Consider the following 22609-nt stretch of genomic DNA (forward strand, 5'->3'; position numbering starts at 1 on the left):
AGCGAAGTCCCCCTGGTGGAAAGCCTTACTTCATCTGGTTGGCTTTCTCGACGGCCTCGTCGATGGTGCCGACCATGTAGAAGGCCTGTTCCGGCAGCTCGTCATACTCGCCGTTGAGGATGCCCTGGAAGCCGCGGATGGTGTCCTTGAGGGACACGTACTTGCCGGGCGACCCGGTGAACACCTCGGCCACGAAGAACGGCTGCGACAGGAAGCGCTGGATCTTCCGCGCCCGGGACACGGCCAGCTTGTCCTCGTCGGACAGCTCGTCCATGCCCAGGATCGCGATGATGTCCTTGAGCTCCTTGTAGCGCTGCAGCACGTTCTGGACGCCGCGAGCGGTGTCGTAGTGCTCCTCGCCGACGACCAGCGGATCCAGCTGACGCGAGGTGGAGTCCAGCGGGTCGATGGCCGGGTAGATGCCCAGCTCGGCGATGGAGCGCGCCAGTACCACGGTGGCGTCCAGGTGCGAGAAGGTGGTCGCCGGAGACGGGTCGGTCAGGTCATCCGCGGGCACGTAGACGGCCTGCACGGAGGTGATCGAGCCGGTCTTGGTGGAGGTGATGCGCTCCTGGAGCACACCCATCTCCTCGGCCAGGGTCGGCTGGTAACCCACCGCGGAAGGCATGCGGCCCAGCAGTGCGGACACCTCGGTACCGGCCAGGGTGTAGCGGTAGATGTTGTCGACGAACAGCAGCACGTCGCGACCCTCATCGCGGAACTTCTCGGCGATGGTCAGGCCGGTCAGGGCTACGCGCAGGCGGTTGCCGGGCGGCTCGTTCATCTGACCGTAGACCAGCGATACCTTGTCGATAACGTTGGATTCGGTCATCTCGTGGTAGAAGTCGTTACCCTCACGGGTCCGCTCGCCCACGCCCGCAAACACCGAGTAGCCACTGTGCTCGGTGGCGATGTTGCGGATCAGCTCCATCATGTTGACGGTCTTGCCCACGCCGGCGCCGCCGAACAGGCCAACCTTGCCGCCCTTGGCGAACGGGCAGACCAGGTCGATGACCTTGATGCCGGTCTCGAGCAGCTCGTTGGACGCCGCCTGCTCCGCATAGCTCGGCGCCTTGCGGTGGATCGGCATGCGCTCCTGCTCGCCGATGTCGCCGGCCTCATCGATGGGCCGACCCAGCACGTCCATGATGCGACCCAGGGTCTCCTTGCCCACCGGCACGGAGATGGCGGCACCGGTGTTGACCACTTCCATGCCGCGCTTCAGGCCCTCGGTGGAGCCCATGGCGATGGTGCGCACCACGCCGTCGCCCAGCTGCTGCTGGACCTCGAGCACAGTCTCGACATTCGAGACGTTCAGCGCGTCGTAGACCTTGGGAACGTCGTCCCGCGGAAACTCTACGTCAATCACCGCGCCGATGATTTGTACGATACGTCCGCTCATCTTGCGATCCTCTCAAATACCTGCAAATGAAGCCTGTGTGCCGGGAGGGCCGCGCCCTCCCCGGCGCTATACGGCGGCGGCGCCCCCGACGATCTCGGAGATCTCCTGGGTGATGGCGGCCTGGCGAGCCTTGTTGTAGATCATCTCCAGGTCGTCGATCAGGCCGCCGGCGTTGTCGGTGGCATTCTTCATGGCGATCATCCGCGCAGCCTGTTCGCAGGCCGCGTTCTCGACCACCGCCTGGTACACCTGGGATTCGATGAAACGAACCAGCAGGCTATCCAGAAGCGCCTTGGCATCCGGCTCATACAGGTAGTCCCAGCTACCGGGACGCTTGTTTTCCTCGTCATGCGCATCGAGGCCCATGTCCGGAGACAGGGGCAGAAGCTGACGGACCACCGGCTTCTGGGTCATGGTGTTGACGAACTCGTTGTACACCACGTAGAGGCGGTCCAGACGGCCCTCGTCATACGCATCCAGCATGACTTTCACGCTACCGATCAGGTCCTCGACCTCGGGCGCCTCGCCCAGGCCGCTCTTCGCCGCCACGAGGTTGCCCCCGTAGCTCTTGAAGAAGCCGCCGGCCTTGGAGCCCAGGGCACAGAAGTCCAGCTCGGCGCCCTCGTCGCGACGCACCATCGCGTCCTTGAGCACGGCCTTGAACAGGTTCACGTTCAGGCCACCGCACAGGCCGCGGTCGGTGGAGACCACGATATAGCCCACCCGCTTGACGTCACGATCGACCATGTAATCGTGCTTGTACTCGGGGTTGGCATCGGCGATATGGGCAACGACGTTGCGGATCTGACGCGCATAGGGCTGGCTGGCCTTCATCAGGTCCTGTGCCCGGCGCATCTTCGACGCAGCGACCATTTCCATGGCGCTGGTGATCTTCTGCGTGTTCTTGATGCTCCCGATCTGGGTGCGAATCTCTTTTGCAGCTGCCATAGCGATCTACTCCGTTCGTGGCCCTCAGACAGTTCCCGGGCCCGCCCTCGGCGGGCGGGCCTCCAGGCTTACCAGCTCTGAGTGGCCTTGAACTTCTCGAGACCCTCTTTCAGCCCTTGCTGGATCTCGTCGTTGTAGTCGCCGGACTGGTTGATCTTGTCGAGCAGCTCGGCGTACTCGGACTTCATGAAGTCGTGCAGGGCACGCTCGAAGTCCAGCACCTTGCTGACGTCGACGTCATCCAGATGGCCCTCGTTGGCGGCATACAGAGACAGCCCCATCTCGGCCACGGACAGCGGCGAGTACTGCTTCTGTTTCATCAGCTCGGTGACGCGCTGGCCATGCTCCAGCTGCTTGCGGGTGGACTCGTCCAGGTCGGAGGCGAACTGGGAGAAGGCCGCCAGCTCGCGGTACTGGGCGAGCGCCAGGCGCACGCCGCCGCCAAGCTTCTTGATGATCTTGGTCTGGGCCGAGCCGCCGACACGGGAGACCGACAGGCCGGCGTTGATGGCCGGACGGATCCCCGAGTTGAACAGGTCGGTCTCCAGGAAGATCTGACCGTCGGTGATGGAGATCACGTTGGTCGGCACGAAGGCCGAGACGTCGCCGCCCTGGGTCTCGATGATCGGCAGCGCGGTCAGCGAGCCGGTCTTGCCCTTCACTTCGCCGTTGGTGAACTTCTCGACGTAATCCACGTTGACCCGTGCCGCACGCTCCAGCAGGCGGGAGTGGAGGTAGAAGACGTCACCCGGATAGGCTTCACGGCCCGGCGGACGACGCAGCAGCAGGGAGACCTGGCGATAGGCCCAGGCCTGCTTGGTCAGGTCGTCGTAGACGATCAGGGCATCTTCACCGCGGTCGCGGAAGTACTCGCCCATGGTGCAGCCGGCATAGGGCGCCAGGAACTGCATCGGGGCCGGATCGGCAGCGCCGGCGGCAACCACGATGGTGTGCTCCATGGCACCATGCTCTTCCAGCTTGCGCACCACGTTGGCGATGGTGGACTGCTTCTGGCCAATGGCGACATAGACACAGGTGACGCCCTTGCCCTTCTGGTTGATGATGGCGTCGATGGCGATGGCCGACTTGCCGATCTGGCGGTCGCCGATGATCAGCTCGCGCTGGCCACGACCGATCGGCACCATGGCGTCGATGGACTTGAAGCCGGTCTGGATCGGCTGGTCGACCGACTGGCGGGTGATGACGCCCGGGGCGACCTTTTCCACCGCATCGGTGAGCTTGGCGTTGATATCGCCCTTGCCGTCGATGGGGTTGCCCAGGGCATCCACCACGCGGCCCTTGAGCTCGGGGCCCACCGGCACCTCGAGGATACGACCGGTACACTGGGCGGTCATGCCCTCTTCGAGCTGCAGGTAGTCGCCCAGCACCACGGCACCCACGGAGTCGCGCTCGAGGTTGAGCACCATGCCGAAGATGCTGCCGGGAAATTCGATCATCTCACCGAACATCGCCTCCTCGAGGCCGTGAATCTTCACGATGCCGTCGGAGACGCTGACGATGGTGCCCTGGTTACGGGCTTCGGATGCGACATCAAGCTTCTCGATCCGCTGCTTGATGATGTCGCTGATCTCGGAAGGATTCAGTTGCTGCATGCCATGTCCCTCAGACTCAGGCGGAAAGGGCTTCGGAGAGGCGGTTCAATCGACCGCGTACCGACCCGTCGATGACGGTGTCGCCGGCACGCAGGATGACACCGCCGAGAAGCGTCGGGTCCACCTGAGTGGTAATGGAGATTTCGCGATTGAGGCGCTTCTTCAGCGCGCCGGCGAGCTTCTGCTGCTGCTTGTCGTCGAGTTCAAAGGCCGAGACCACGGTGACGTCGACACGCTTCTCATGCTCGGCGCGCAGCCGCTCGAACTGTTCGGCGATGGCCGGCAGGGCCGCCAGGCGACCCTTGTCGCTCAGCGTATCGAGGAAGCGGCGCGCCGCGTCATCGACGCTGGCGTCCGCCACCTCGAGCACCACAGCCACCTTGCGCTCGTCGTCAAGCTTGGGGCTGGAGAGCAGCTTCTGCACGTCCTGGCTGGCCACGACCATGCCGACCTTGCCCAGCCACTCCGACCAGGCATCCAGCGCCTTGTGATCGCGTGCGTACTCGAATGCCGCCTTGGCGTAGGGTCGAGCGACGGTTGACGTTTCCGCCATGGATCACCTCCTCACAGTTCGGCAGCAAGCTTGTCAAGCAGCTTGCGATGGGCCTTCTCGTCGATGGAGGCTTCCAGGACACGCTCGGCACCGGTGACCGCCAGGGTGGACACCTGGGCGCGCAGCTCGTCCTTGGCGCGATTGATTTCCTGCTCGATCTCGGCACGGGCGCTGGCGACAAGACGCTCGCCTTCGGCGCGGGCCTGCTCGCGGGCTTCCTCGATCATCTGGGAAGAACGCTTGTGGGCCTGCTCGAGGATCTGGGAGGCCTGATCCTTGCTGTCGCGCAGGGTGGCTTCCGCCTTCTCCTGGGCGAGCTCGAGGTCACGAGAGGCACGGCTGGCCGCATCGAGGCCATCGGCGATCTTCTTCTGACGCTCGTGGAGCGCGTTGCTGATCGGAGGCCACACATACTTTATGCAAAACCAGACAAAGATCGCGAAGGCGATCGTCTGCCCGATAAGCGTCATGTTGATATTCACAGGGATGTACCTCTGACTGATTCGTGGCGACCGGAAACAAGCAAACCGAGCGCGTTGCGCTCGGTGCTGTCATTAACCGGCGACGACGAAGATCAGGTACATCGCGATACCGACACCGATCATCGGCACGGCGTCGAGCAGGCCGGCCATGATGAAGGTCTTGGTCTGCAGCTGGTCACCCAGCTCCGGCTGGCGAGCGGTGGACTCGAGCAGCTTGCCGCCCAGCAGGGCGAAGCCGATACCGGTAGCCAGAGCGCCCAGACCGATGATGATGGCAGCAGCAATGTAGACCATTTCCATGATAGTACTCCTGATTTCAAGTTTTGGTTCAAGGGGTTACGGGTTAATGGAGTTGCAAGCGTTGCTCGGTTCTCAGTGGTGCTCGTGCGCGGCGCTCAGGTACACGATGGAGAGCACCGTGAAGATGAAGGCCTGCAGAGTCACGACGAGGATGTGGAAGATTGCCCACGGCACGTCCAGCAGCCAGATGGCCCAGAAGGGCAGCAGGGCGATCAGGATGAAGATGACCTCACCGGCGAACATGTTGCCGAAGAGTCGCAGACCGAGGCCCAGCGGCTTGACCAGCAGGCCGATGACCTCGAGAACCAGGTTGAAGGGGATCAGCGCCCAGTGGTTGAAGGGCGTCAGCGAGAGCTCCTTGGCGAAGCCGCCGGCCCCCTTGACCTTGATGCTGTAGTAGATGATCAGGAAGAACACGCCCAGGGCCATGCCCAGGGTGGCGTTGGGATCGGTGGTCGGGACGATCTTCATGTACTCGACGCCCAGGCGCGCGAAGAGCTCGGGGAAGTAGTCCACCGGAATGATCTTGAGGGTGTTCATCAGCAGGATCCACATGAACAGCGTCAGCGCCAGCGGGGCGATGACCGGATTCCTGCCGTGGAAGGCGGAGCGGGTGAGGTTCTCGATGAACTCGACGACCATCTCGACGGCGTTCTGCAACCCGCCCGGCACACCGGTGGTGGCCATGCGCCCGGCCTTGCGGAACAGCCAGATGAACAGCGCCCCCATGGCGATGGACCAGCCCATGGTATCCAGGTGGATCGCCCAGAAGCCCATCTCGGTGGCCTCGGCGGACGTGCTGGCCAGGGACCAGCCGTTCTGCGGGTGATAGCCGAAGGTCAGGTTCTGGAGGTGGTGCTGTATGTAATACGTCGCCGTGACTTCATTGCCTGCTGCCATGCGGTGCTTACCTCGGTTCAGGGGGTCGGCCGTTCACGCAGCAGCCAGGGAGCCAGCCAGTGCATGAGTTGAGCCGCCACATATGCGCTGAAGAAAAAAATCGGGTTTGAGGGGGGTACTGTGACGAACACCATCACGAACAGTGCCACCGTCAAACCGAACTTTCCCGCCTCCGCGCGGTAAAAATTCGCCACATACTGCCTGGCACGCCTGCCACCACGAACGCCGCCGAGCCGCCAGACGAAATAGGCCTGGGGAATCAGGCAGACCAGCCCTCCGGTCAGGGCCGACAGCAGGGAGGCAGGTCCGGCCGCCACCGCCGCCAGCAGGGTCACCGCCAGCACCATGGCTCCCTGTAGCGCCAGCAGGCGCCGAAGGGGTGGGCGTCGCCGGGCGGGCGAGGTTCCGCGTCGGTTGCCGATCCCGCTGCCCACGTCAGTCGAACCGCCCCGCTGCATCCCGGAGGGCGCAGGCAAACCACCGCGGATTATAGGGAAGCCCCCCCGGGCCTTCAACCGACGTCACGCCTATTTGCCCCCTGCGACGGTCACATTTCGACCAAAGGTGCAGAGATTGTCGACAGGTCGCGGAGCCGCGCAGCGTCACTGGATGTGCTCGAGGATGCCGTCCAGCTCGTCGAGACTGGCATAGCGGATGGTCAGGCGACCCTTGCCACCACGTCCGTGCTGGATCTTCACCGGGGCGCCGAGCAGCTCGCCCAGACGGGTCTCCAGGCGGGCCACGTCGGGGCTGGGCGCCGCCTTCTCGGCCTTCTTCGGCTCCCCCGCGGCGAGGCGCTTGACCAGCGCCTCGGTGTCGCGGACGGTGAGGTCCTTGTTGACCACCTCGTGGGCCGCGCGGCGCTGCTTCGCCCCGGAGAGCGCCAGCAGCGCCCGGGCGTGGCCCATGTCCAGGTCGCCGCGCTCGAGCAGGGTCTGCACCTCGGGGTCCAGCGCCAGCAGGCGCAGCAGGTTGGCGACCTGGGCGCGGGACTTGCCCACCGCGTCGGCCACCTGCTGCTGGGTGAGCGCGAACTCCTCCAGCAGCCGCTTGAGCGCCAGCGCCTCCTCCACCGGGTTGAGGTTCTCGCGCTGGATGTTCTCGATCAGCGCCAGGGCCAGGGCCACCTCGTCGCTGACCTCGCGGATCACCGCCGGGATGGTGTCCAGCTCGGCCAGCTGGGCGGCACGCCAGCGCCGCTCCCCGGCGATAATCTCGTAGCGGTCCTCGCCGCTGGGGCGCACCACGATGGGCTGCATCACCCCCTGGGCACGGATCGAGTCGGCCAGCTCCTCCAGCGCCTCGGGCTGGATATCGCGGCGCGGCTGGTACTTGCCCCGGGAGAGCTGGCCCAGCGGCAGGCGCTCCAGGCGTTCGCCGACATCGGGGGCCTGCGCGACCGGCGCCTCCTCGTCCCCCTCGATGGCGATCTCGGGCAGGTCCAGGCTCTCGCGGCGACGGGCACCGGCACCGATCAGGGCATCCAGTCCACGTCCCAGGGCGCGTTTACGCGTCATCGACATTCCCTCATCACAGCGGTTACAGCAGGATCCACCCGGCCTACAGCGACAGTCGGCGGATCAGCTCCTTGGCCAGCACCCGATGCGCCTGGCTGCCCCGCGAGAAGCGGGCGTACTTGGTCACCGGCAGGCCGTGGCTCGGCGCCTCGGCCACTCGCACGTTGCGCGGGATGGTGGCCTTCAGCAGGGTATCGCCGAAATAGTCGCGCAGCTGCTTGGTGACGTCGCGGGTCAGGCTGTTGCGGGCATCGAACATGGTACGCAGGATGCCGTAGACCTCGAGGTCGGGGTTCACGCTGTCCTTGATCTGTTCCACGGTGTCGAGCAGCGCCGAGAGCCCCTCCAGCGCGTAGAACTCGCACTGCAGCGGGATCAGCACGCCATGGGCCGCGGTGAGGCCGTTGACGGTCAGCATGTTGAGCGAGGGCGGGCAGTCGATCAGCACCACGTCGTACTCGCCGGCGACATCGGTGAGCGCACGGTCGAGGCAGCGCTCGCGACCGGCCTCGCGATCCAGCAGCGCCACCTCGGCAGCGGTGAGGTCGCCGTTGCCGGGCAGCAGGGTGTAGCCCGCCTCGGGGCAGTCGAGGATCACCTCCGCGGCGGCCCGGTCGCCCAGCAGCACGTCCAGCACACTGCCCTCGAGCTCGTGCTTGTCCACCCCGCTGCCCATGGTGGCATGGCCCTGGGGATCCAGGTCGACCAGCAGCACGCGACGATCCAGCGCCGCCAGGCTGGCGGCGAGATTGACGGCGGTGGTGGTCTTGCCGACCCCCCCCTTCTGATTGGTCAAGGCGATGATCTTGGTCACGGGCAACTCCCTTGCTGGGAAACACGGATTGTCATTCGGTGCTCCCCACGAGCGAACATCTCACGGGCGAGCCCGGGGGTCAGCCTGGCGCTCCAGGATCACCAGCAGCCGACTGCCGACATCGTAGGGGACCGTCAGCGTGTGTCGGGCCACCGGCACGACCTCATCCGGCACGCCGGCCAGCTCATCCTCCACCGCCGGGCCCTTCATGGCCAGCCACTGTCCGCCGGGGGCCACCAGGGGCAGCGTCAGCGAGACGAAGTCACCCAGGCTGGCGAAGGCGCGCGAGATGACCTGGTCGAACTGTCCCGAGAACGCCTCGACCCGGGCCTGCACCGGGGTGACGTTGGCCAGCCCCAGCTCCATCACGGCCTGCCGCTGGAAGCGCACCTTCTTGCCGTTGCTGTCGAGCAGGGTGACCGCCACCTCCGGCCTGAGGATCGCCAGCACCAGTCCCGGCAGCCCCGGGCCCGCGCCCACGTCGAGCAGCGTCGGTCCGGCGATATGGGGCAGCACGGCGGCGCTGTCGAGCAGGTGGCGGGAGACCATCTCCTCGGGCGACCGTATCGCGGTGAGGTTATAGGCGCGGTTCCACTTGTGCAACAGCGCGAGCAGCGCCAGCAGGCGGCGGCGCTGTTCGGCATCGACGGGAATGGCGAGGCGTTCGAGGCCCTGGTCGAGACGCGCGGCGACGGCCGGCTCCACTGCCGTCATGCGCTGGCCGCCTTCTGGTCATCGAGCAGGCGGCGCTTCTTGAGGTGGATCAGCAGGATCGAGACGGCCGCCGGGGTGACCCCGGAGATGCGCGAGGCCTGAGCCAGGGTCTCGGGGCGAGCCTCGGCGAGCTTCTGGCGAATCTCGTGGGAGAGCCCCTCGACATGCCGGTAGTCCAGGTCCTCGGGCAGCGGCATGGCCTCGTGGCGCTTGAGCCGGTCGATCTCGTCCTGCTGGCGATCGATGTAGCCCTGGTACTTGGCCTGGATCTGCACCTGCTCGGCCACCGCCTCGTCCTCCACCGGCTCGCCGATGAGGCCGGCCAGGTCGCCATAGCCGAGTTCCGGGCGCTTGAGCAGGTCCATCAGGCTGTACTCCCGGGCCAGCGGCTTGCCGGTCTTCTCCTCGACGGAGGCCGCCGCCGCGCTGCCCGGCTGGACCCAGCTGGCCCTGAGCCGGGCGCTCTCCCGCTCGATGGCCTCGCGCTTATCGCTGAAGGCGGCCCAGCGGGTGTCATCCACCAGGCCCAGCTCGCGGCCGGCCTCGGTGAGGCGCAGGTCGGCATTGTCCTCGCGCAGCAGCAGGCGGTACTCGGCCCGCGAGGTGAACATGCGGTAGGGCTCCTTCGTCCCCAGGGTGATCAGGTCGTCCACCAGCACGCCCAGGTAGGCCTCGTCCCGACGGGGGCACCAGGCCTCCAGGTCCTTGGCCCGACGGGCGGCATTGAGTCCGGCCAGCAGTCCCTGGGCGCCGGCCTCCTCGTAGCCGGTGGTGCCGTTGATCTGCCCGGCGAAGAACAGGTTGTGGATGAATTTCGTCTCCAGCGAGTGCTTCAGGTCCCGCGGGTCGAAGAAGTCGTACTCAATGGCATAGCCGGGGCGGGTGATGTGGGCGTTCTCCAGCCCCTTGATCGAGCGCACCACCTGCAGCTGCACGTCGAAGGGCAGCGAGGTGGAGATGCCGTTGGGGTAGAGCTCGTGGGTGTCCAGCCCCTCGGGCTCGACGAACACCTGGTGGCTCGCCTTGTCGGCGAAGCGGTGCACCTTGTCCTCGATGGAGGGGCAGTATCGCGGACCGACCCCCTCGATCACGCCAGAGTACATGGGCGAACGGTCGAGGTTGGCGAGGATGATCTCGTGGGTGCGCTCGTTGGTGTGGGCGATATGGCAGCTCACCTGCCGGGGATGCTGCGCACGGTTGCCCAGGAAGGACATCACCGGGGTCGGGGTATCACCGGGCTGCTCCTCGAGGAGCGAGAAGTCGAGGCTCCGGGCATCCAGCCGCGGCGGAGTGCCGGTCTTGAGCCGATCGACCCGAAACGGCAGGGCCCGCAGGCGCTCGGCCAGGCGATTGGAGGGCGGGTCGCCGGCACGGCCCCCGCGGCTCTGGTCGAGCCCGATGTGGATCACCCCGCCGAGGAAGGTGCCGGTGCACAGCACCACGGTCTCGCCGAGGAAGCGGATGCCGGTCTCGGTGACCACGCCGCGAACCGTGTCGCCTTCGACGACCAGGTCGCCGGCGGCCTGCTGGAACAGCGTCAGGTTGGGCTGGTTCTCCAGCATGCCGCGGATGGCTGCCTTGTAGCGAACGCGATCGGCCTGGGCCCGGGTCGCCCTCACCGCTGGCCCCTTGCGGGCATTGAGCACGCGGAACTGGATGCCACCCAGGTCGGTGGCAACGCCCATGGCACCGCCCAGCGCATCGATCTCCTTGACCAGGTGGCTCTTGCCGATGCCGCCGATGGCGGGATTGCAGGACATCTGGCCCAGGGTCTCGATGTTGTGGGTCAGCAGCAGGGTCTGACAGCCCATGCGGGCGGAGGCCAGGGCGGCTTCGGTTCCCGCATGGCCACCGCCGATGACGATGACGTCAAAGCGGTCGGGGTAATCCAAGGTGCACCTCGTTGGCGCCGGGGCGCCTGTCTCGCGGTCAGGGTGAAATCAGCCCGCCAGTATAAACCCCCTGTGGGTAATCGTCAGGGTTTTCCACATGCCGATTTCGGGTCTCCACCTCGCCCGGTTCCCTATCAGTTAAAACAGAGTATAAAGAGAGAAGTTCTGTTGTAGTTGTTACTACTGGTGTGGACAGTTTCCGTGGATAACTGGTTAAGTCCTATATTTATCAACAGGATGCATTGTTGACCAAAGCCAGGACAAGCGGGTGACTGCCTGCGGAGGGAGACGGCGGAGCCTGTGGATGGAATCGCGACCTGTCCACAGCGCGAAGGCTGCACGGCTTGTCCACCGGCGGCTACAAGGCTTGTGCCCGTGGCTGTGAACAACCGCCCCTGGATGTCCACAACGCCTCTGCCATGGGGGCCCTGGGGCATTATCGCGATATCGGGCCGATCTCTTGTCCACAGGCACAAAAAAGGCCCTGTCGCAGTCGACAGGGCCCGATGCGGCGGCGTTCGAGCGGGGGTCAGTGCTTGAGGACGCGTGCGAGGAAGCTGCGGGTGCGCTCGTCCTCGGGGCTGTCGAAGATCTTCTCGGGCGGTGCCTCCTCGGCGATCTCCCCCTTGTGGATGTAGATGACCCGGTCGGCCACCTCCCGGGCGAAGCCCATTTCGTGGGTGACGATGATCATGGTCATGCCCTCCCGCGCCAGCTCGCGCATGGCATCCAGCACCTCGCCGATCATCTCCGGATCAAGTGCCGAGGTGGGCTCGTCGAAGAGCATCAGCCGCGGCTCCATGGCCAGCGCCCTGGCCAGCGCTACCCGCTGCTGCTGGCCGCCGGAGAGCTGGCTGGGGTACTTCGCGGCCTGGTCGCTGATGCCGACCCGTTCCAGCAGCCGCTGGGCCGTCTCCACGGCGTCGGCCCGGCTCCAGCCGCGCACCTTCATGGGCGCCAGGATGACGTTGTCGAGCACGCTGAGGTGCGGGAAGAGGTTGAACTGCTGGAACACCATGCCCACCTCGGTGCGGATCTTCTGCAGCGCCTTGCCGCTCTTGCCGTGGGGGGTGAGCTCGTTGCCGTCTACCTCGATATGACCGTCCTGGAACTCCTCCAGCCCGTTGATGCAGCGGATCAGCGTCGACTTGCCGGAGCCGCTGGCACCGATGACTACGACCACCTCCCCGGGGGCCACCTCGAGGTTGATGTCCTGGAGCACGTGCAGGCTGCCGAAGTGCTTGTTGACCTTCTCCATGCGAACGATGGGAGCGGTCGAGTTCTCGTTCTGTGTCATGCGTGGGCTCCCCCTCATTGGCCGACCAGGCCGCGTTTCTCGAGCTGACGCAGCAGCAGCGACAGGCTCCAGGTGATGGCCAGGTACATCAGCGCCACCATGAAGTAGACCTCCAGGGCGGTGAAGGTGGTGGCGATGTAGATCTGCCCCTGGCGGACCAGCTCGCCGACGCCGATCACCGAGAACAGCGAGGTGTCCTTGATGCTGATGATCCCCTGGTTGCCCAGCGGCGGGATCATGCGGCGGAAGGCCTGGGGCCAGATCACGTAGCGGAAGGCCTGGGTGCGGGAGAGCCCCAGCGACAGCGAGGCCTCGCGCTGGCCGCGCTCGATGGACTGCACCCCGCCGCGCACCACCTCGGAGATGTAGGCGCCGGAGTTGACCGCGATGGCGGCGATGCCGGCGGTCAGGGCGTTGATGGGGCCGCCCAGCAGTTGGGGCAGGCCATAGAAGATGAACAGCACCTGCACCAGGATGGGGGTGCCGCGGAACACCTCGATGTAGACGATGGCCGGCAGGCGCAGCAGGCGCGACGGGCTGATCCGCATCAGGCCGAAGACGATGCCGATGACGAACCCGATGGCCAGCCCGCCGAAGGAGATCAGCAGGGTCCAGGGAATGCCCGGCAGCAGGTGGGGAATCGAGCGGAACGCGGCCGCCCAGTCGAATTGAAAGGTCACTTCCACGGGCGTCTCTCCGGGATAGCTGGAAACGACGCGGGGCCGGGAGGCAATACCGCCCGGCCCCGCTGGTCATCCCGCCATGGCGGGAGGTTCAGGGCACATCGGGAACTCAGTCTTCCTCGGGTGCCTCGCCGAACCACTTCTCATAGAGCTCGGCGTAGGTGCCGTCCTCGCGCATCTCGGCGAGCGCCTCGTTGACCGGCTCGACCCATTGGCTGCCCTTGTGGAAGACGATGCCGTACTGCTGCCCCTCGTAGAGCGGCCCCACCACCTTGGTGCGGCCTTCGCCGCGGGTCTGGGAGAAGTAGGCCACGTTGGGGGCATCGTAGAAGGCGGCATCGACGTTGCGGCCGAGCAGCGCCATGTACATGTCGCTGTTGCCCGGGTAGGGGGTGATGTCTGCCGTGTCGCCCAGGTTCTCCTGGAGGAAGTCGTAGCTGGTGGAGCCGATGCGGGTGGCCACGGACAGGCCCTCGAGGTCCTCGAGGGTCTCGACGCTGTCGTTGTCGGCACGCACGATGATGCGCAGGCCGGAGTCGTAGTAGGGATCCGAGAAGTCGACGATCTCGGCGCGCTCCTCGGTGATGGTCACGCCGGCGATGGCGATCTCCTGGCTGCCGGTCTGCACGGCCGGGATGATGCCGGCGAACTCCATGGTAGTCAGGTTGATCTCGAACCCGGCACGCTCGGCGAGTTCGTTGATCATGTCCATGTCGAAGCCGATCATCTCGCCGGTTTCGGGATCCATCATCTCGAAGGGCACGAAGCTCGGGTCGGTGACGACATTGACGGTGGGATTCTGGGCGCTGGCCGAGGCGGACATGCCAAGGCCGAGTGCCAGGGCGGCGGCCAGCGTGGATTGCTTCAGCCGCGGTGAAGCGCAGGTGGATGCTTTCATGAGACTCCCCGTTCTTGGGTATTTTCTGATGGGATTCGCCTTTTCAACCTTGGCGAGAATCCCCCAGAGCGTCAAGTCGGGGCTGTCAGCGCTACGCGGGAAGCGATCACACCATGAAGGAGGCGCCACAGCCGCAGGTGGTGGTGGCGTTGGGGTTCTGCACCAGGAAGCGGGCGCCGGCGAGCCCCTCCTCGAAGTCCACCGTGGAGCCGACCAGGTACTGGTAGGAGAGCGGATCGACCACCAGGGCCACCTCGCCGAACTCGATCACGGTGTCATCCTCGGCGACCTCCTCGGCGAAATCGAAGCCGTACTGGAAGCCCGAGCAGCCGCCGCCGGTCACGTAGACCCGCAGCTTGAGGTGGCTGTTGCCCTCCTCCTCGATCAGCGACTGGAGCCGCGTCCGGGCGCTGTCGGAGAGCAGCAGGGGCGTGGGAACAAAGGATTCGGCACCGCTCATGGAGAGCTCCCTTGAGGGAAATGGACAATTCGACCGGTCATTATCCCCAATCCCCAGCAAATTGGTCAACTTTTGCCGGGGGAGACGGTGAGTGGGATCAGGGCATCAGCGCCGGGGCGGCGAGGCCGGCGTCCTCGGCGAAACCGAACATCAGGTTGAGGTTCTGGATCGCCTGGCCGGAGGCGCCCTTGACCAGGTTGTCGATCACCGCCAGCACCACCACGGTGTCGCCGTTGCCGGGGCGGTGCACGGCGATGCGGCAGAGGTTGGCGCCCTTGACGCTGCGGGTCTCCGGGTGGCTGCCGGCGGGCATGACATCGACGAAGGGCTCGTCGGCGAAGCGCCGCTCGAACAGCGCCTGCAGGTCCCCCGGCTCGCCCGTGAGCCGCCCGTAGAGGGTGGCATGGATGCCGCGGATCATCGGGGTCAGGTGGGGCACGAAGGTCAGCCCCACCGGGCCGCCGGCCGCATCGCCCAGGCCCTGGCGGATCTCCGGCAGGTGGCGGTGGCCAGCGGCACCATAGGCCTTCATCGACTCGCTGGCCTCGGCCAGCAGCGAGGGTACCTTGGCGCCGCGTCCGGCGCCGGTGACCCCTGACTTGCAGTCGGCGATGACATGGTCCGCATCGATAAGGCCGGCCTCGAGCAGCGGCAGCAGGCCGAGCTGGACGGCGGTGGGATAGCAGCCGGGCACGGCGATCAGCCGGGCCTCGCGGATCCTGTCGCGGTTCACTTCCGGCAGGCCGTAGACCGCCTCGCCGAGCAGCGCCGGCGCCCCGTGGGGCTGGCCATACCACTCCGCCCACTCCTCGGCGTCGCGCAGGCGGAAGTCCGCGGAGAGGTCGATCACCCGGGTGCCGCGCTCGAGGAGCTCGCCGGCCAGGGCATGGGCCACGCCATGGGGCGTGGCGAAGAAGACCGCGTCGCAGGCGCCCAGGCGGTCGGCATCCGGCTCGCTGAACGCCAGGTCGTCATAGTGGCCACGCAGGTTGGGGTACATCTCGGCGACCCCCATGCCCGCCTCTGAGCGGGAGGTGATGGCCTCCACCTCCACCTCGGGATGCTGGGCCAGCAGCCTGAGCAGTTCGACCCCGGTGTATCCGGTGCCACCGACGATTCCGACCTTGATCACGTTCCACTCCTTCCGCCTGGTCTCGGGCTGGGCTCGGTTGTGACGAATATGATACACAAGAAGGCGGGGGCCGACCCATAGGCTCCAGGAAGCTGTGCAGTCCTGCCGGGGGACGAGGGGCGCCGGGGACAGGTCGAAGCGGAGGTCCTATGCCAGGGATGGCATCGGTAGCGCCCAGGGATGGGTTCACAGCGCCTCCTCGCAGGCCTGTCGACGGATCAGCCCCGAGTCAACACCAGCGGTGACAGCGCAGGCCATGGAACCGGTAGAACAGGACTCATGCCGTGCCGCGTTTCTCACTGCCCGACCTCAGCCTGGAGGGCTTTCGCCAGCGCCTGGCCAACGTCGATGCCCTGCCCCAGCTCTGCGTGCTGGGCGTGGTCTCGGGGCTGATCACCGGCGGTTTCATGGTGGGGTTCCGGCTACTGCTCGACCTGGGCGGACTGGCCTTCATGCCCGGGGGCGACCCCGAGGCCTTCGAGGGGCTCTCGCCGCTGGTGCGATCCGTGCTGCCGATCCTGGCGGTCACCCTCGTCGGGGTGCTGCTGTGGCGTCAGCCCCCGGCGGCCCGCAAGCTGGGCGTGGGCCATGTGGTGGAACGCCTGACCTACCACCAGGGGCGCTTCCCGCTGCGCAACTGGCTCAACCAGTGGTGGGTCGGCGTGGTCACGGTGCTGGGCGGCCTCTCTGCGGGTCGTGAGGGGCCCTCGATCCACCTCGGCGCCGCCGCCTCCAGCGGCCTCGGCCAGCAGCTTCGCCTGCCCCACAACAGCCTGCGGGTGCTGGTGGCCTGCGGCACCGCCGCGGGGATCTCCGCCTCCTTCAACACACCGATTGCCGGCGTCATCTTCGCCATGGAAGTGGTGATGATGGAGTACACCATCGCCGGCTTCATGCCGGTGATCCTCGCCTCCACCATGGGGGCCGTGGTGGCCCAGCTGGTCTATGGCTCCGAGCCCGCCTTCCAGGTGCCCACGGTGAGCCTGGGCTCCCTTTCCAACCTGCCCTGGCTGGTGGTGACGGCGCTGGTGATCGGCCTGCTGGCCGGGCTCTTCATCCACGTGGCGCGCAGCGCCTGGATCACCGGCCTGCCGGTGTGGCTGCGCCTCTCGCTCGTGGCCGTGGCCACGGCCGGCGTGGCCTGGTGGTATCCCGAGGTGCAGGGCATCGGCTATGACAGCCTGAGCGCCTCGCTGACCGGCGACCTGGCGGTGGACGTGCTGCTGGCGCTGGTGGTGGCCAAGCTGCTGCTCACGGCGCTCACCGTGGCCAGCGGCATCCCCATCGGCATCATCGGCCCGGTGCTGGTCATCGGTGCCGCGGCGGGGGCACTGATGGGCCTGCTCGGCGGCTGGATCTGGCCCGCGCGGGGCGCGGATCCGGGAGTCTATGCCATGCTCGGCATGGCGGCGATGATGGGGGCGGTGCTGCAGGCGCCGCTGGCGGCCCTGATGGCCCTGCTCGAGCTCACCCACAACCCCAATATCATCCTGCCCGGCATGCTGGCGGTGGTGGTCTCCGGTCTCACCTCCCGCCAGCTGTGTCGCTGCGACGGCTTCTTCATCAGCACCACCCGCCATGGCCTGCATCCGCTCCAGCAGCCGCTGATGCAGGCGCTGTCGCGGGTCTCCGTGCCGGCGGTGATGGAGCGCAGCCTGGTCCGCACGCCGCGCATGGTGAGCCGCGACCGGGCCCGGGCCCTGCTCGAGGCGAATCCGGTCTGGGTGCTGATCGAGCGCTCCAGCGACGACAAGCCGACCCTGGCGCTGAAGGCGGCGGACCTGGCCCGCTGGCTCATGGAGGACGAGTCGCAGGATGCCGAGGTGGAGCGTGACGAGGCGCCGTTGATCGACCTGCTGGAGATCCCCGGGGTGCGGCTGGAGATGGCGCCCATCCACCTGCAGGCCACCCTCTCTGAGGCCTTCGAACGGCTCAATGACCAGGCGGTGGATGCGCTCTACGTGGAGCATGGCAACCGCCCGAAACAGAAGCGGATTTCCGGTATCATCACGCGTGGCGCCATCGAGCGCTACTACCGTCTCAGCGACTAGTACCACCCGCCCGGGGCACCGGCCACGTGCCCCTTCCTGCCGAGGAGCCCTCATGTATCTGTCGATCAAGGCCCTGCACCTCATTGCCATGGTCACCTGGTTTGCCGCGCTCTTCTACCTGCCGCGGCTCTATGTCTACCACGCCATGGCGCGCGACCGCGGCGAGCAGCAGGCCATCGACCACTTCCTGGTGATGGAGCGCAAGCTCTATCGCGGGATCATGACCCCCTCGATGATCGCCGTGCTGCTGTTCGGCGGCGTGATGCTCTTCCAGATGCCCTTCTGGCTGAGCCAGGGGTGGCTGCACGCCAAGCTGCTGCTGGTGGCGCTGCTGGTGGCCTACCACCATGTCTGCCTGATCTACCTGAAGCAATTCCGCGAGGGACGCTGCACCAGGAGCCATGTGTTCTTCCGCTGGTTCAACGAACTGCCGGTCATCGCCCTGCTGGTGATCATCTTCCTGGCCGTGCTGAAGCCTTTCTGATGGCCGACGAGACGTCCCTCACCCCACACCTGCCGGTGGTGCTGGTGCTCGCCGGCCATGACCCCACCGGGGGGGCCGGCCTGGTGGCCGATGCCGAGACAATCGCCGCCTGTGGCGGCTGGGCGCTGACCATTCCCACGGCGTTGACCGTGCAGAACTGCCGGGATGTCACGGCGGTGCTCCCCGGCGATCCCGATGCCATGCGCGCCATGGCGGCCGCCCTTGGCGAGTTCGAGATCACCGCCATCAAGGTCGGCCTGGTGGCCGACCTGGCGACCCTGGATGCGGTGACCGATATCGTGCGGTGCTTTCCCGGGGTGCCCCTGGTGGTGGACCCGGTGCTGCGGGCCGGCGGCGGCAGTGAGTTATCCACAGCCGAGCTGGTTGACGCGTTCCGGGCGCGCCTGCTTCCCCTTGTGGATATCCTGACGCCCAACCGGGACGAGCTGCGTCGGCTGTCGGTCTCGGAGGAGGAGGACACCGAACGCGTCGTGGAGCTGATGACCCTAGGCTGTCAGGCGGTGCTGGTGACCGGCACGGATTCGCCGGCTGCCGGTACCCCCGGAGACCGGGTGGCCCACACGCTGCATACCCCCGACCAGAGTCGCCAGTGGTCCTGGCCGCGGCTACAGGGCAGTTTCCATGGGTCCGGCTGCACCCTGGCGGCGGCGCTGGCGGCGCGGCTGGCGGCAGGCGAGTCGCTGGTGGCTGCCTGCGAGCAGGCCCAGGCCTTCACCTGGCAGGCCCTGGCCCATGGCTGGCGACCCGGCAGTGACCAGGCCCTGCCGCGGCGTCTCTGGCAGCTGCCCTCGCCGGCCGAACCACGCTGGGCCCGCCCCGATGCATGAGGGTGGGCTGGCCATCGCGTGCCCCAGCATCGAGAATGGGAGCAACGGGAGAACCATGAAAAGGTTATCCAGAGAATTATCCACATGCTTTTCGAGGACCCGATCCACATGACCACATCCGCACAGCTCTTCGAACAGGCCTGCCGGCACATCCCGGGTGGCGTCAACTCGCCGGTGCGCGCCTTCAAGGGACTGGAGCGTCCACCGGTGTTCATGGAGCGTGCCCGAGGGGCCTACCTCTTCGACGTCGAGGGCAAGCGCTACGTCGACTACGTCGGCTCCTGGGGGCCGATGATCACCGGCCATGCCGATCCGGAGGTGCTGGAGGCGGTTCGCAGCCGCCTGGATCACGGCCTGTCGTTCGGTACCCCCACGGCCATCGAGACCACCATGGCCGACCTGATCTGCGAGATCATCCCCTCCATCGAGATGGTGCGGATGACCAGTTCCGGGACCGAGGCCACCATGTCGGCGATCCGCCTGGCCCGCGGGGTCACCGGCCGCGACAAGATCGTCAAGTTCGAGGGCAACTACCATGGCCACTCCGACTCCCTGCTGGTCAAGGCGGGCTCCGGCGCCCTGACCCATGGCGAGCCCAGTTCGCCCGGCGTGCCGGCGTCCCTGGCCGAGCACACCGTCACCCTGCCCTACAACGATCTGGATGCCGTGGAGCAGTGCTTCGAGGAGATCGGTGATCAGATCGCCTGCATCATCGTCGAGCCGGTGGCCGGCAACATGAACTGCATTCCCCCGCAGCCGGGCTTCCTGGAGACCCTGCGCAAGCTGTGCGATGCCCATGACAGCGTGCTGATCTTCGATGAGGTCATGACCGGCTTCCGGGTCGCCCTGGGCGGTGCCCAGGCCCACTACGGCATCCACCCCGACCTCACCTGCCTGGGCAAGATCGTCGGTGGCGGCATGCCGGTGGGGGCCTTCGGGGGCAGCGAGGCGATCATGTCCAACATCTCGCCGCTGGGGCCGGTCTACCAGGCGGGGACCCTGTCGGGGAATCCTCTGGCCATGGCCGCCGGCATCGCCCTGCTCACCAAGCTGCGCCAGCCCGGCTTCCATGATGCCTTGGCCCAGCGCGTGGAGACCCTCTGCCACGGACTTGAGGAGCGTGCCGATGCCGCTGGCGTCGACATGATCACCCAGCGCGCCGGGGGTATGTTCGGGCTCTTCTTCACCCGCCAGAGTCGGGTCGACAACTTCGCCCAGGCCACGGCCTGCGACGCCGGCGCCTTCCGGCGCTTCTTCTCGGCGATGCTCGACGAGGGGGTCTACCTGGCACCCTCGGCCTACGAGGCGGGGTTCATGTCCAGTGCCCATGCGCCGGAGGACATCCAGCTGACCCTGGATGCGGCCGAGAAGGCCTTCGTGACCATGCAGCAGGCGTGACCGTCGCCTGACCGATCGACTATCCCCGGAGATGCACGATGGGCCAAAGACAAGAGGATGACGTCCTGGAGCTCGAGGCGCTGATCGCCGACCTGGTGGCCTTTCATGCCGCCGCCGAGCCCTCGCCTGGCGCGCCCGGGGCCGGGGTCGCCGCCGTCCGTGCTCTGGCCGATGGTGAGATCGCGGCGCTCCGCGAGCGGCTCCCCGGCGACGAGGACCGTGAGCGCCTGGCTTACCTCGAGGCATGGCTGGAGCAGGACATGGCCCGGCTGGGGCCGCTGCTGGAGGCGCGTGCAGCGCTGCCCAGCTGGGCCCTTTCGCACCCCGGCAGCCGGCTTGGTCATCAGGGACGGGTGCTGATGGCCAATGCCATCGGCCGCGACCCCGAGGCACCCGGAGCCGACCTGCCGGCGGATCCGGCCAGTGACCTGGCGGCCCTGATGGTGGGGCTGGAGATCCGCGGCGAATCGGCCCTGACCCGACAGGCGCTGGATCTCTACCTGCGGCTTTCCGGGGACTACGAGCTGGCCAGGCTGCTGTCGCTCTACGGCACCTGCCATGCGCTTTCCGGTGCCCGCCGCTCGCTGCGCCGGCGGCCTGGCAACGGCCAGGATCCGGAGCACCCGGCCCTGCTGGCCGAGTGCATGGGCGAGTGCCGCCGCTACCTGGCGCTGGCCGAACGCATCGCCGAGTTCCGGTTCCCCCCGCTGGTGATCGCCGTGGGCGTGTCGGGCAGCGGCAAGAGTCGCTTTACCAGCGGCCTGGTCGCCCGGCTGGGGGCCATTCGCGTCTGTTCGGATGCGGAGCGGCGCCGACTGCATGACCTCGACCCCGTCGCCATCCATCCACAGGGGGGCGGCGACGGAGCGGCTGTGGATATCTTCTCCGATGAGGCCACCGAACGGACCTACCGCCGGCTGGCGAGCTGTGCCGGGGCCCTGCTCGATGCCGGTATCCCGGCCTGCGTGGATGGGACCTTCCTCTGCCGCTGGCAGCGGGACCTGCTGCGCCAGCAGGCCGAGGCGCGTGGCCTGCCCTGCCTGCTGGTCAGCTTCGAGGCGGATGATGCCACGCTCAGGCGGCGCATCGAGAAGCGCGCGCGTCGCCAGGGCAGCGACGTGGCCCGGAGTCTCGGGGTGCTGTCGCGGCAGCAGGTGGCTTTCGAGTCATTCGCCGACGAGGAGCGCCTGCACCTGGTCCACCTGGACACCACGGCGGACAACGCCGCCGAGACCCTGGTCGGCCTGATCGAGGAGCATGTCAAGCTTACCTGAAGCCGTCGCGGGGCTCCGACTTCACCGCTGGTGAGGTGGACCCCCGTCGCCGACAGAGGTCCGGGGGCGGGGGGACCCCCAGGTTCTGGCGCGCCCAGTTCACCGCCTGGACCCGGTTATGTACCTGGATCTTGCGGAAGATGTTGTAGAGGTGCGACTTGACGGTGTGCTCGCTCACGAAGAGCCGGTCGGCGATGTCGCTGTTCGAGGCCCCCGAACCCAGCAGGCCGATGATCTCCAGCTCGCGGTGGGTCAGCCCGCATACGGGCCGGTAGGAGTTGAGCTGTTGCCGCCTCAGGAAGGAGATCATTCGGGTCATCAGCGAGCGCGACATCCAGAGCTCACCGGCCAGCAACGCCTCCAGCCCCTTGCAGATCATGGGCAGGCTGTCGCTGCCGTAGAACACCCCCTGCAGGTGCAGCGCCGACATGGCCCTGAGGGCATGGTCCTCGTCCTTCAGGTTGAAGGCCGCGAGGGTCAGGTTCTCGTCCTCGGTGGTGCGGGCATGCCACTGCTGCATGGTCTCCTCGCTCATGTGGTCCGCATCCAGCAGGATGAGTGCCTGCCTGGCGTCGCGGGGTTTCCACTCGATGCCGGGGGAGAGCACGGATACCGGACAGGCCAGCTGCTTGTGGAGGTAGTCGATGAAGAGCTGAGTCTGGGGGTTGCTGGCCGTGACCAGCAGGACCATGCCTTTTGATTGGTTCATGTGGAGCCTCCCAGGGAAGCTTCGTGAATCCCCTGGCGTCTGTAGGGATGATAAAAATAAGATGACTACCGTGAAGTGTTGGCGACAATGTAAGATTCTGTTACTAACCTTTTGTTCTTTAGCTATGGTTTTTTATACGAAAATGCCATAAACAAGTCACGTTTCCACATGAAATCAAGCCGTTGCCGCCATAGGGACGCTTCGTCGCTCCTACGCTCGCAGTGAAAATCACCATGGCCG

At 66.6% G+C, this 22609-nt stretch carries 23 protein-coding genes; 5 read left to right on the top strand and 18 right to left on the bottom strand.

The window, feature by feature from the left end; genetic code table 11:
• Positions 1 to 25: 25 nt before the first annotated feature.
• The 17 genes from atpD to argC form a co-directional block, all read right to left on the bottom strand.
• Positions 26 to 1402, bottom strand: coding sequence for a F0F1 ATP synthase subunit beta (atpD, locus tag NFC98_RS17800; RefSeq protein WP_254276215.1), 1377 nt, complete (start codon positions 1400 to 1402; stop codon positions 26 to 28).
• A gap of 66 nt (positions 1403 to 1468) precedes the next feature.
• Positions 1469 to 2350: a F0F1 ATP synthase subunit gamma gene (gene atpG, locus NFC98_RS17805; RefSeq protein WP_254276216.1), complete on the bottom strand. Its 882-nt coding sequence runs from the start codon at positions 2348 to 2350 to the stop codon at positions 1469 to 1471.
• 68 nt (positions 2351 to 2418) lie between these two features.
• Complete coding sequence (atpA, locus tag NFC98_RS17810) at positions 2419 to 3963, bottom strand: F0F1 ATP synthase subunit alpha (RefSeq protein WP_254276217.1); 1545 nt, start codon at positions 3961 to 3963, stop codon at positions 2419 to 2421.
• Positions 3964 to 3979: 16 nt separating this feature from the next.
• Entirely contained in the window at positions 3980 to 4516 is a 537-nt protein-coding gene (locus tag NFC98_RS17815) for a F0F1 ATP synthase subunit delta (protein WP_254276218.1), read from the bottom strand.
• An 11-nt stretch (positions 4517 to 4527) separates the two neighbouring features.
• Positions 4528 to 4998 (bottom strand): F0F1 ATP synthase subunit B, encoded by a 471-nt coding sequence (locus NFC98_RS17820; RefSeq protein WP_254276219.1) that lies wholly within the window; start codon positions 4996 to 4998, stop codon positions 4528 to 4530.
• A gap of 72 nt (positions 4999 to 5070) precedes the next feature.
• Positions 5071 to 5298 carry a F0F1 ATP synthase subunit C gene (gene atpE / locus NFC98_RS17825; RefSeq protein ID WP_089682691.1) on the bottom strand — a complete coding sequence of 76 codons (228 nt, stop codon included), beginning with the start codon at positions 5296 to 5298 and terminating at the stop codon, positions 5071 to 5073.
• Between the two features lie 72 nt (positions 5299 to 5370).
• On the bottom strand, positions 5371 to 6198 hold the full coding sequence (gene atpB, locus NFC98_RS17830) for a F0F1 ATP synthase subunit A (RefSeq protein ID WP_183329911.1): 828 nt from the start codon (positions 6196 to 6198) through the stop codon (positions 5371 to 5373).
• 17 nt (positions 6199 to 6215) lie between these two features.
• On the bottom strand, positions 6216 to 6656 hold the full coding sequence (locus NFC98_RS17835; RefSeq protein ID WP_302055083.1) for an ATP synthase subunit I: 441 nt from the start codon (positions 6654 to 6656) through the stop codon (positions 6216 to 6218).
• Positions 6657 to 6800: 144 nt separating this feature from the next.
• On the bottom strand, positions 6801 to 7715 hold the full coding sequence (locus NFC98_RS17840) for a ParB/RepB/Spo0J family partition protein (RefSeq protein ID WP_254276221.1): 915 nt from the start codon (positions 7713 to 7715) through the stop codon (positions 6801 to 6803).
• 43 nt (positions 7716 to 7758) lie between these two features.
• A complete protein-coding gene (locus NFC98_RS17845; RefSeq protein WP_183329908.1) occupies positions 7759 to 8529 on the bottom strand; it encodes a ParA family protein in 771 nt (256 codons plus the stop codon).
• 60 nt (positions 8530 to 8589) lie between these two features.
• On the bottom strand, positions 8590 to 9243 hold the full coding sequence (gene rsmG, locus NFC98_RS17850) for a 16S rRNA (guanine(527)-N(7))-methyltransferase RsmG (protein WP_254276222.1): 654 nt from the start codon (positions 9241 to 9243) through the stop codon (positions 8590 to 8592).
• On the bottom strand, positions 9240 to 11135 hold the full coding sequence (mnmG, locus tag NFC98_RS17855) for a tRNA uridine-5-carboxymethylaminomethyl(34) synthesis enzyme MnmG (protein ID WP_254276223.1): 1896 nt from the start codon (positions 11133 to 11135) through the stop codon (positions 9240 to 9242). Before mnmG ends, rsmG begins: the two co-directional genes overlap by 4 nt.
• A gap of 529 nt (positions 11136 to 11664) precedes the next feature.
• Positions 11665 to 12432, bottom strand: a complete 768-nt coding sequence (locus NFC98_RS17860; protein ID WP_302055084.1) for an amino acid ABC transporter ATP-binding protein — start codon at positions 12430 to 12432, stop codon at positions 11665 to 11667.
• A gap of 14 nt (positions 12433 to 12446) precedes the next feature.
• The gene (locus NFC98_RS17865; RefSeq protein ID WP_254276224.1) at positions 12447 to 13118 is read right to left on the bottom strand and encodes an amino acid ABC transporter permease; all 672 of its coding nucleotides are present in this window, start codon (positions 13116 to 13118) and stop codon (positions 12447 to 12449) included.
• A gap of 106 nt (positions 13119 to 13224) precedes the next feature.
• Complete coding sequence (locus NFC98_RS17870) at positions 13225 to 14013, bottom strand: transporter substrate-binding domain-containing protein (RefSeq protein ID WP_254276225.1); 789 nt, start codon at positions 14011 to 14013, stop codon at positions 13225 to 13227.
• A 106-nt stretch (positions 14014 to 14119) separates the two neighbouring features.
• Complete coding sequence (gene erpA, locus NFC98_RS17875) at positions 14120 to 14473, bottom strand: iron-sulfur cluster insertion protein ErpA (RefSeq protein ID WP_254276226.1); 354 nt, start codon at positions 14471 to 14473, stop codon at positions 14120 to 14122.
• A gap of 97 nt (positions 14474 to 14570) precedes the next feature.
• The gene (argC, locus tag NFC98_RS17880) at positions 14571 to 15605 is read right to left on the bottom strand and encodes an N-acetyl-gamma-glutamyl-phosphate reductase (protein WP_254276227.1); all 1035 of its coding nucleotides are present in this window, start codon (positions 15603 to 15605) and stop codon (positions 14571 to 14573) included.
• A 284-nt stretch (positions 15606 to 15889) separates the two neighbouring features.
• Between argC and NFC98_RS17885 the strand changes: the two genes are divergently transcribed.
• From NFC98_RS17885 to NFC98_RS17905, 5 genes are all read left to right on the top strand, one after another.
• The gene (locus tag NFC98_RS17885; RefSeq protein ID WP_254276228.1) at positions 15890 to 17656 is read left to right on the top strand and encodes a chloride channel protein; all 1767 of its coding nucleotides are present in this window, start codon (positions 15890 to 15892) and stop codon (positions 17654 to 17656) included.
• A 52-nt stretch (positions 17657 to 17708) separates the two neighbouring features.
• Positions 17709 to 18140, top strand: coding sequence for a protoporphyrinogen oxidase HemJ (gene hemJ, locus NFC98_RS17890; protein ID WP_254276229.1), 432 nt, complete (start codon positions 17709 to 17711; stop codon positions 18138 to 18140).
• The gene (locus tag NFC98_RS17895) at positions 18140 to 18988 is read left to right on the top strand and encodes a hydroxymethylpyrimidine/phosphomethylpyrimidine kinase (protein WP_254276230.1); all 849 of its coding nucleotides are present in this window, start codon (positions 18140 to 18142) and stop codon (positions 18986 to 18988) included. The genes hemJ and NFC98_RS17895 overlap by 1 nt, the downstream gene beginning before the upstream one ends.
• A gap of 108 nt (positions 18989 to 19096) precedes the next feature.
• The gene (gene hemL / locus NFC98_RS17900) at positions 19097 to 20386 is read left to right on the top strand and encodes a glutamate-1-semialdehyde 2,1-aminomutase (RefSeq protein WP_183329898.1); all 1290 of its coding nucleotides are present in this window, start codon (positions 19097 to 19099) and stop codon (positions 20384 to 20386) included.
• 38 nt (positions 20387 to 20424) lie between these two features.
• Positions 20425 to 21660, top strand: a complete 1236-nt coding sequence (locus NFC98_RS17905) for a bifunctional aminoglycoside phosphotransferase/ATP-binding protein (RefSeq protein ID WP_254276231.1) — start codon at positions 20425 to 20427, stop codon at positions 21658 to 21660.
• Here the strand turns inward: NFC98_RS17905 and NFC98_RS17910 are convergent.
• A complete protein-coding gene (locus NFC98_RS17910) occupies positions 21653 to 22369 on the bottom strand; it encodes a LuxR C-terminal-related transcriptional regulator (RefSeq protein WP_254276232.1) in 717 nt (238 codons plus the stop codon). The genes NFC98_RS17905 and NFC98_RS17910 overlap by 8 nt on opposite strands.
• Between the last annotated feature and the right edge of the window lie 240 nt (positions 22370 to 22609).

Origin of the sequence: Halomonas sp. 3H (assembly GCF_024206005.1) — a bacterium.
GTDB classification, from domain to species: domain Bacteria; phylum Pseudomonadota; class Gammaproteobacteria; order Pseudomonadales; family Halomonadaceae; genus Halomonas; species Halomonas campaniensis.

Bases quoted from the DNA above. Each gene is read 5' to 3' on its own strand.
- atpD (WP_254276215.1), bottom strand. From the start codon at position 1,402: ATGAGCGGACGTATCGTACAAATCATCGGCGCGGTGATTGACGTAGAG.
- atpG (WP_254276216.1), bottom strand. From the start codon at position 2,350: ATGGCAGCTGCAAAAGAGATTCGCACCCAGATCGGGAGCATCAAGAAC.
- atpA (WP_254276217.1), bottom strand. From the start codon at position 3,963: ATGCAGCAACTGAATCCTTCCGAGATCAGCGACATCATCAAGCAGCGG.
- NFC98_RS17815 (WP_254276218.1), bottom strand. From the start codon at position 4,516: ATGGCGGAAACGTCAACCGTCGCTCGACCCTACGCCAAGGCGGCATTC.
- atpE (WP_089682691.1), bottom strand. From the start codon at position 5,298: ATGGAAATGGTCTACATTGCTGCTGCCATCATCATCGGTCTGGGCGCT.
- atpB (WP_183329911.1), bottom strand. From the start codon at position 6,198: ATGGCAGCAGGCAATGAAGTCACGGCGACGTATTACATACAGCACCAC.
- NFC98_RS17835 (WP_302055083.1), bottom strand. From the start codon at position 6,656: ATGCAGCGGGGCGGTTCGACTGACGTGGGCAGCGGGATCGGCAACCGA.
- NFC98_RS17840 (WP_254276221.1), bottom strand. From the start codon at position 7,715: ATGACGCGTAAACGCGCCCTGGGACGTGGACTGGATGCCCTGATCGGT.
- rsmG (WP_254276222.1), bottom strand. From the start codon at position 9,243: ATGACGGCAGTGGAGCCGGCCGTCGCCGCGCGTCTCGACCAGGGCCTC.
- NFC98_RS17860 (WP_302055084.1), bottom strand. From the start codon at position 12,432: ATGACACAGAACGAGAACTCGACCGCTCCCATCGTTCGCATGGAGAAG.
- NFC98_RS17870 (WP_254276225.1), bottom strand. From the start codon at position 14,013: ATGAAAGCATCCACCTGCGCTTCACCGCGGCTGAAGCAATCCACGCTG.
- erpA (WP_254276226.1), bottom strand. From the start codon at position 14,473: ATGAGCGGTGCCGAATCCTTTGTTCCCACGCCCCTGCTGCTCTCCGAC.
- hemJ (WP_254276229.1), top strand. From the start codon at position 17,709: ATGTATCTGTCGATCAAGGCCCTGCACCTCATTGCCATGGTCACCTGG.
- NFC98_RS17895 (WP_254276230.1), top strand. From the start codon at position 18,140: ATGGCCGACGAGACGTCCCTCACCCCACACCTGCCGGTGGTGCTGGTG.
- hemL (WP_183329898.1), top strand. From the start codon at position 19,097: ATGACCACATCCGCACAGCTCTTCGAACAGGCCTGCCGGCACATCCCG.
- NFC98_RS17905 (WP_254276231.1), top strand. From the start codon at position 20,425: ATGGGCCAAAGACAAGAGGATGACGTCCTGGAGCTCGAGGCGCTGATC.
- NFC98_RS17910 (WP_254276232.1), bottom strand. From the start codon at position 22,369: ATGAACCAATCAAAAGGCATGGTCCTGCTGGTCACGGCCAGCAACCCC.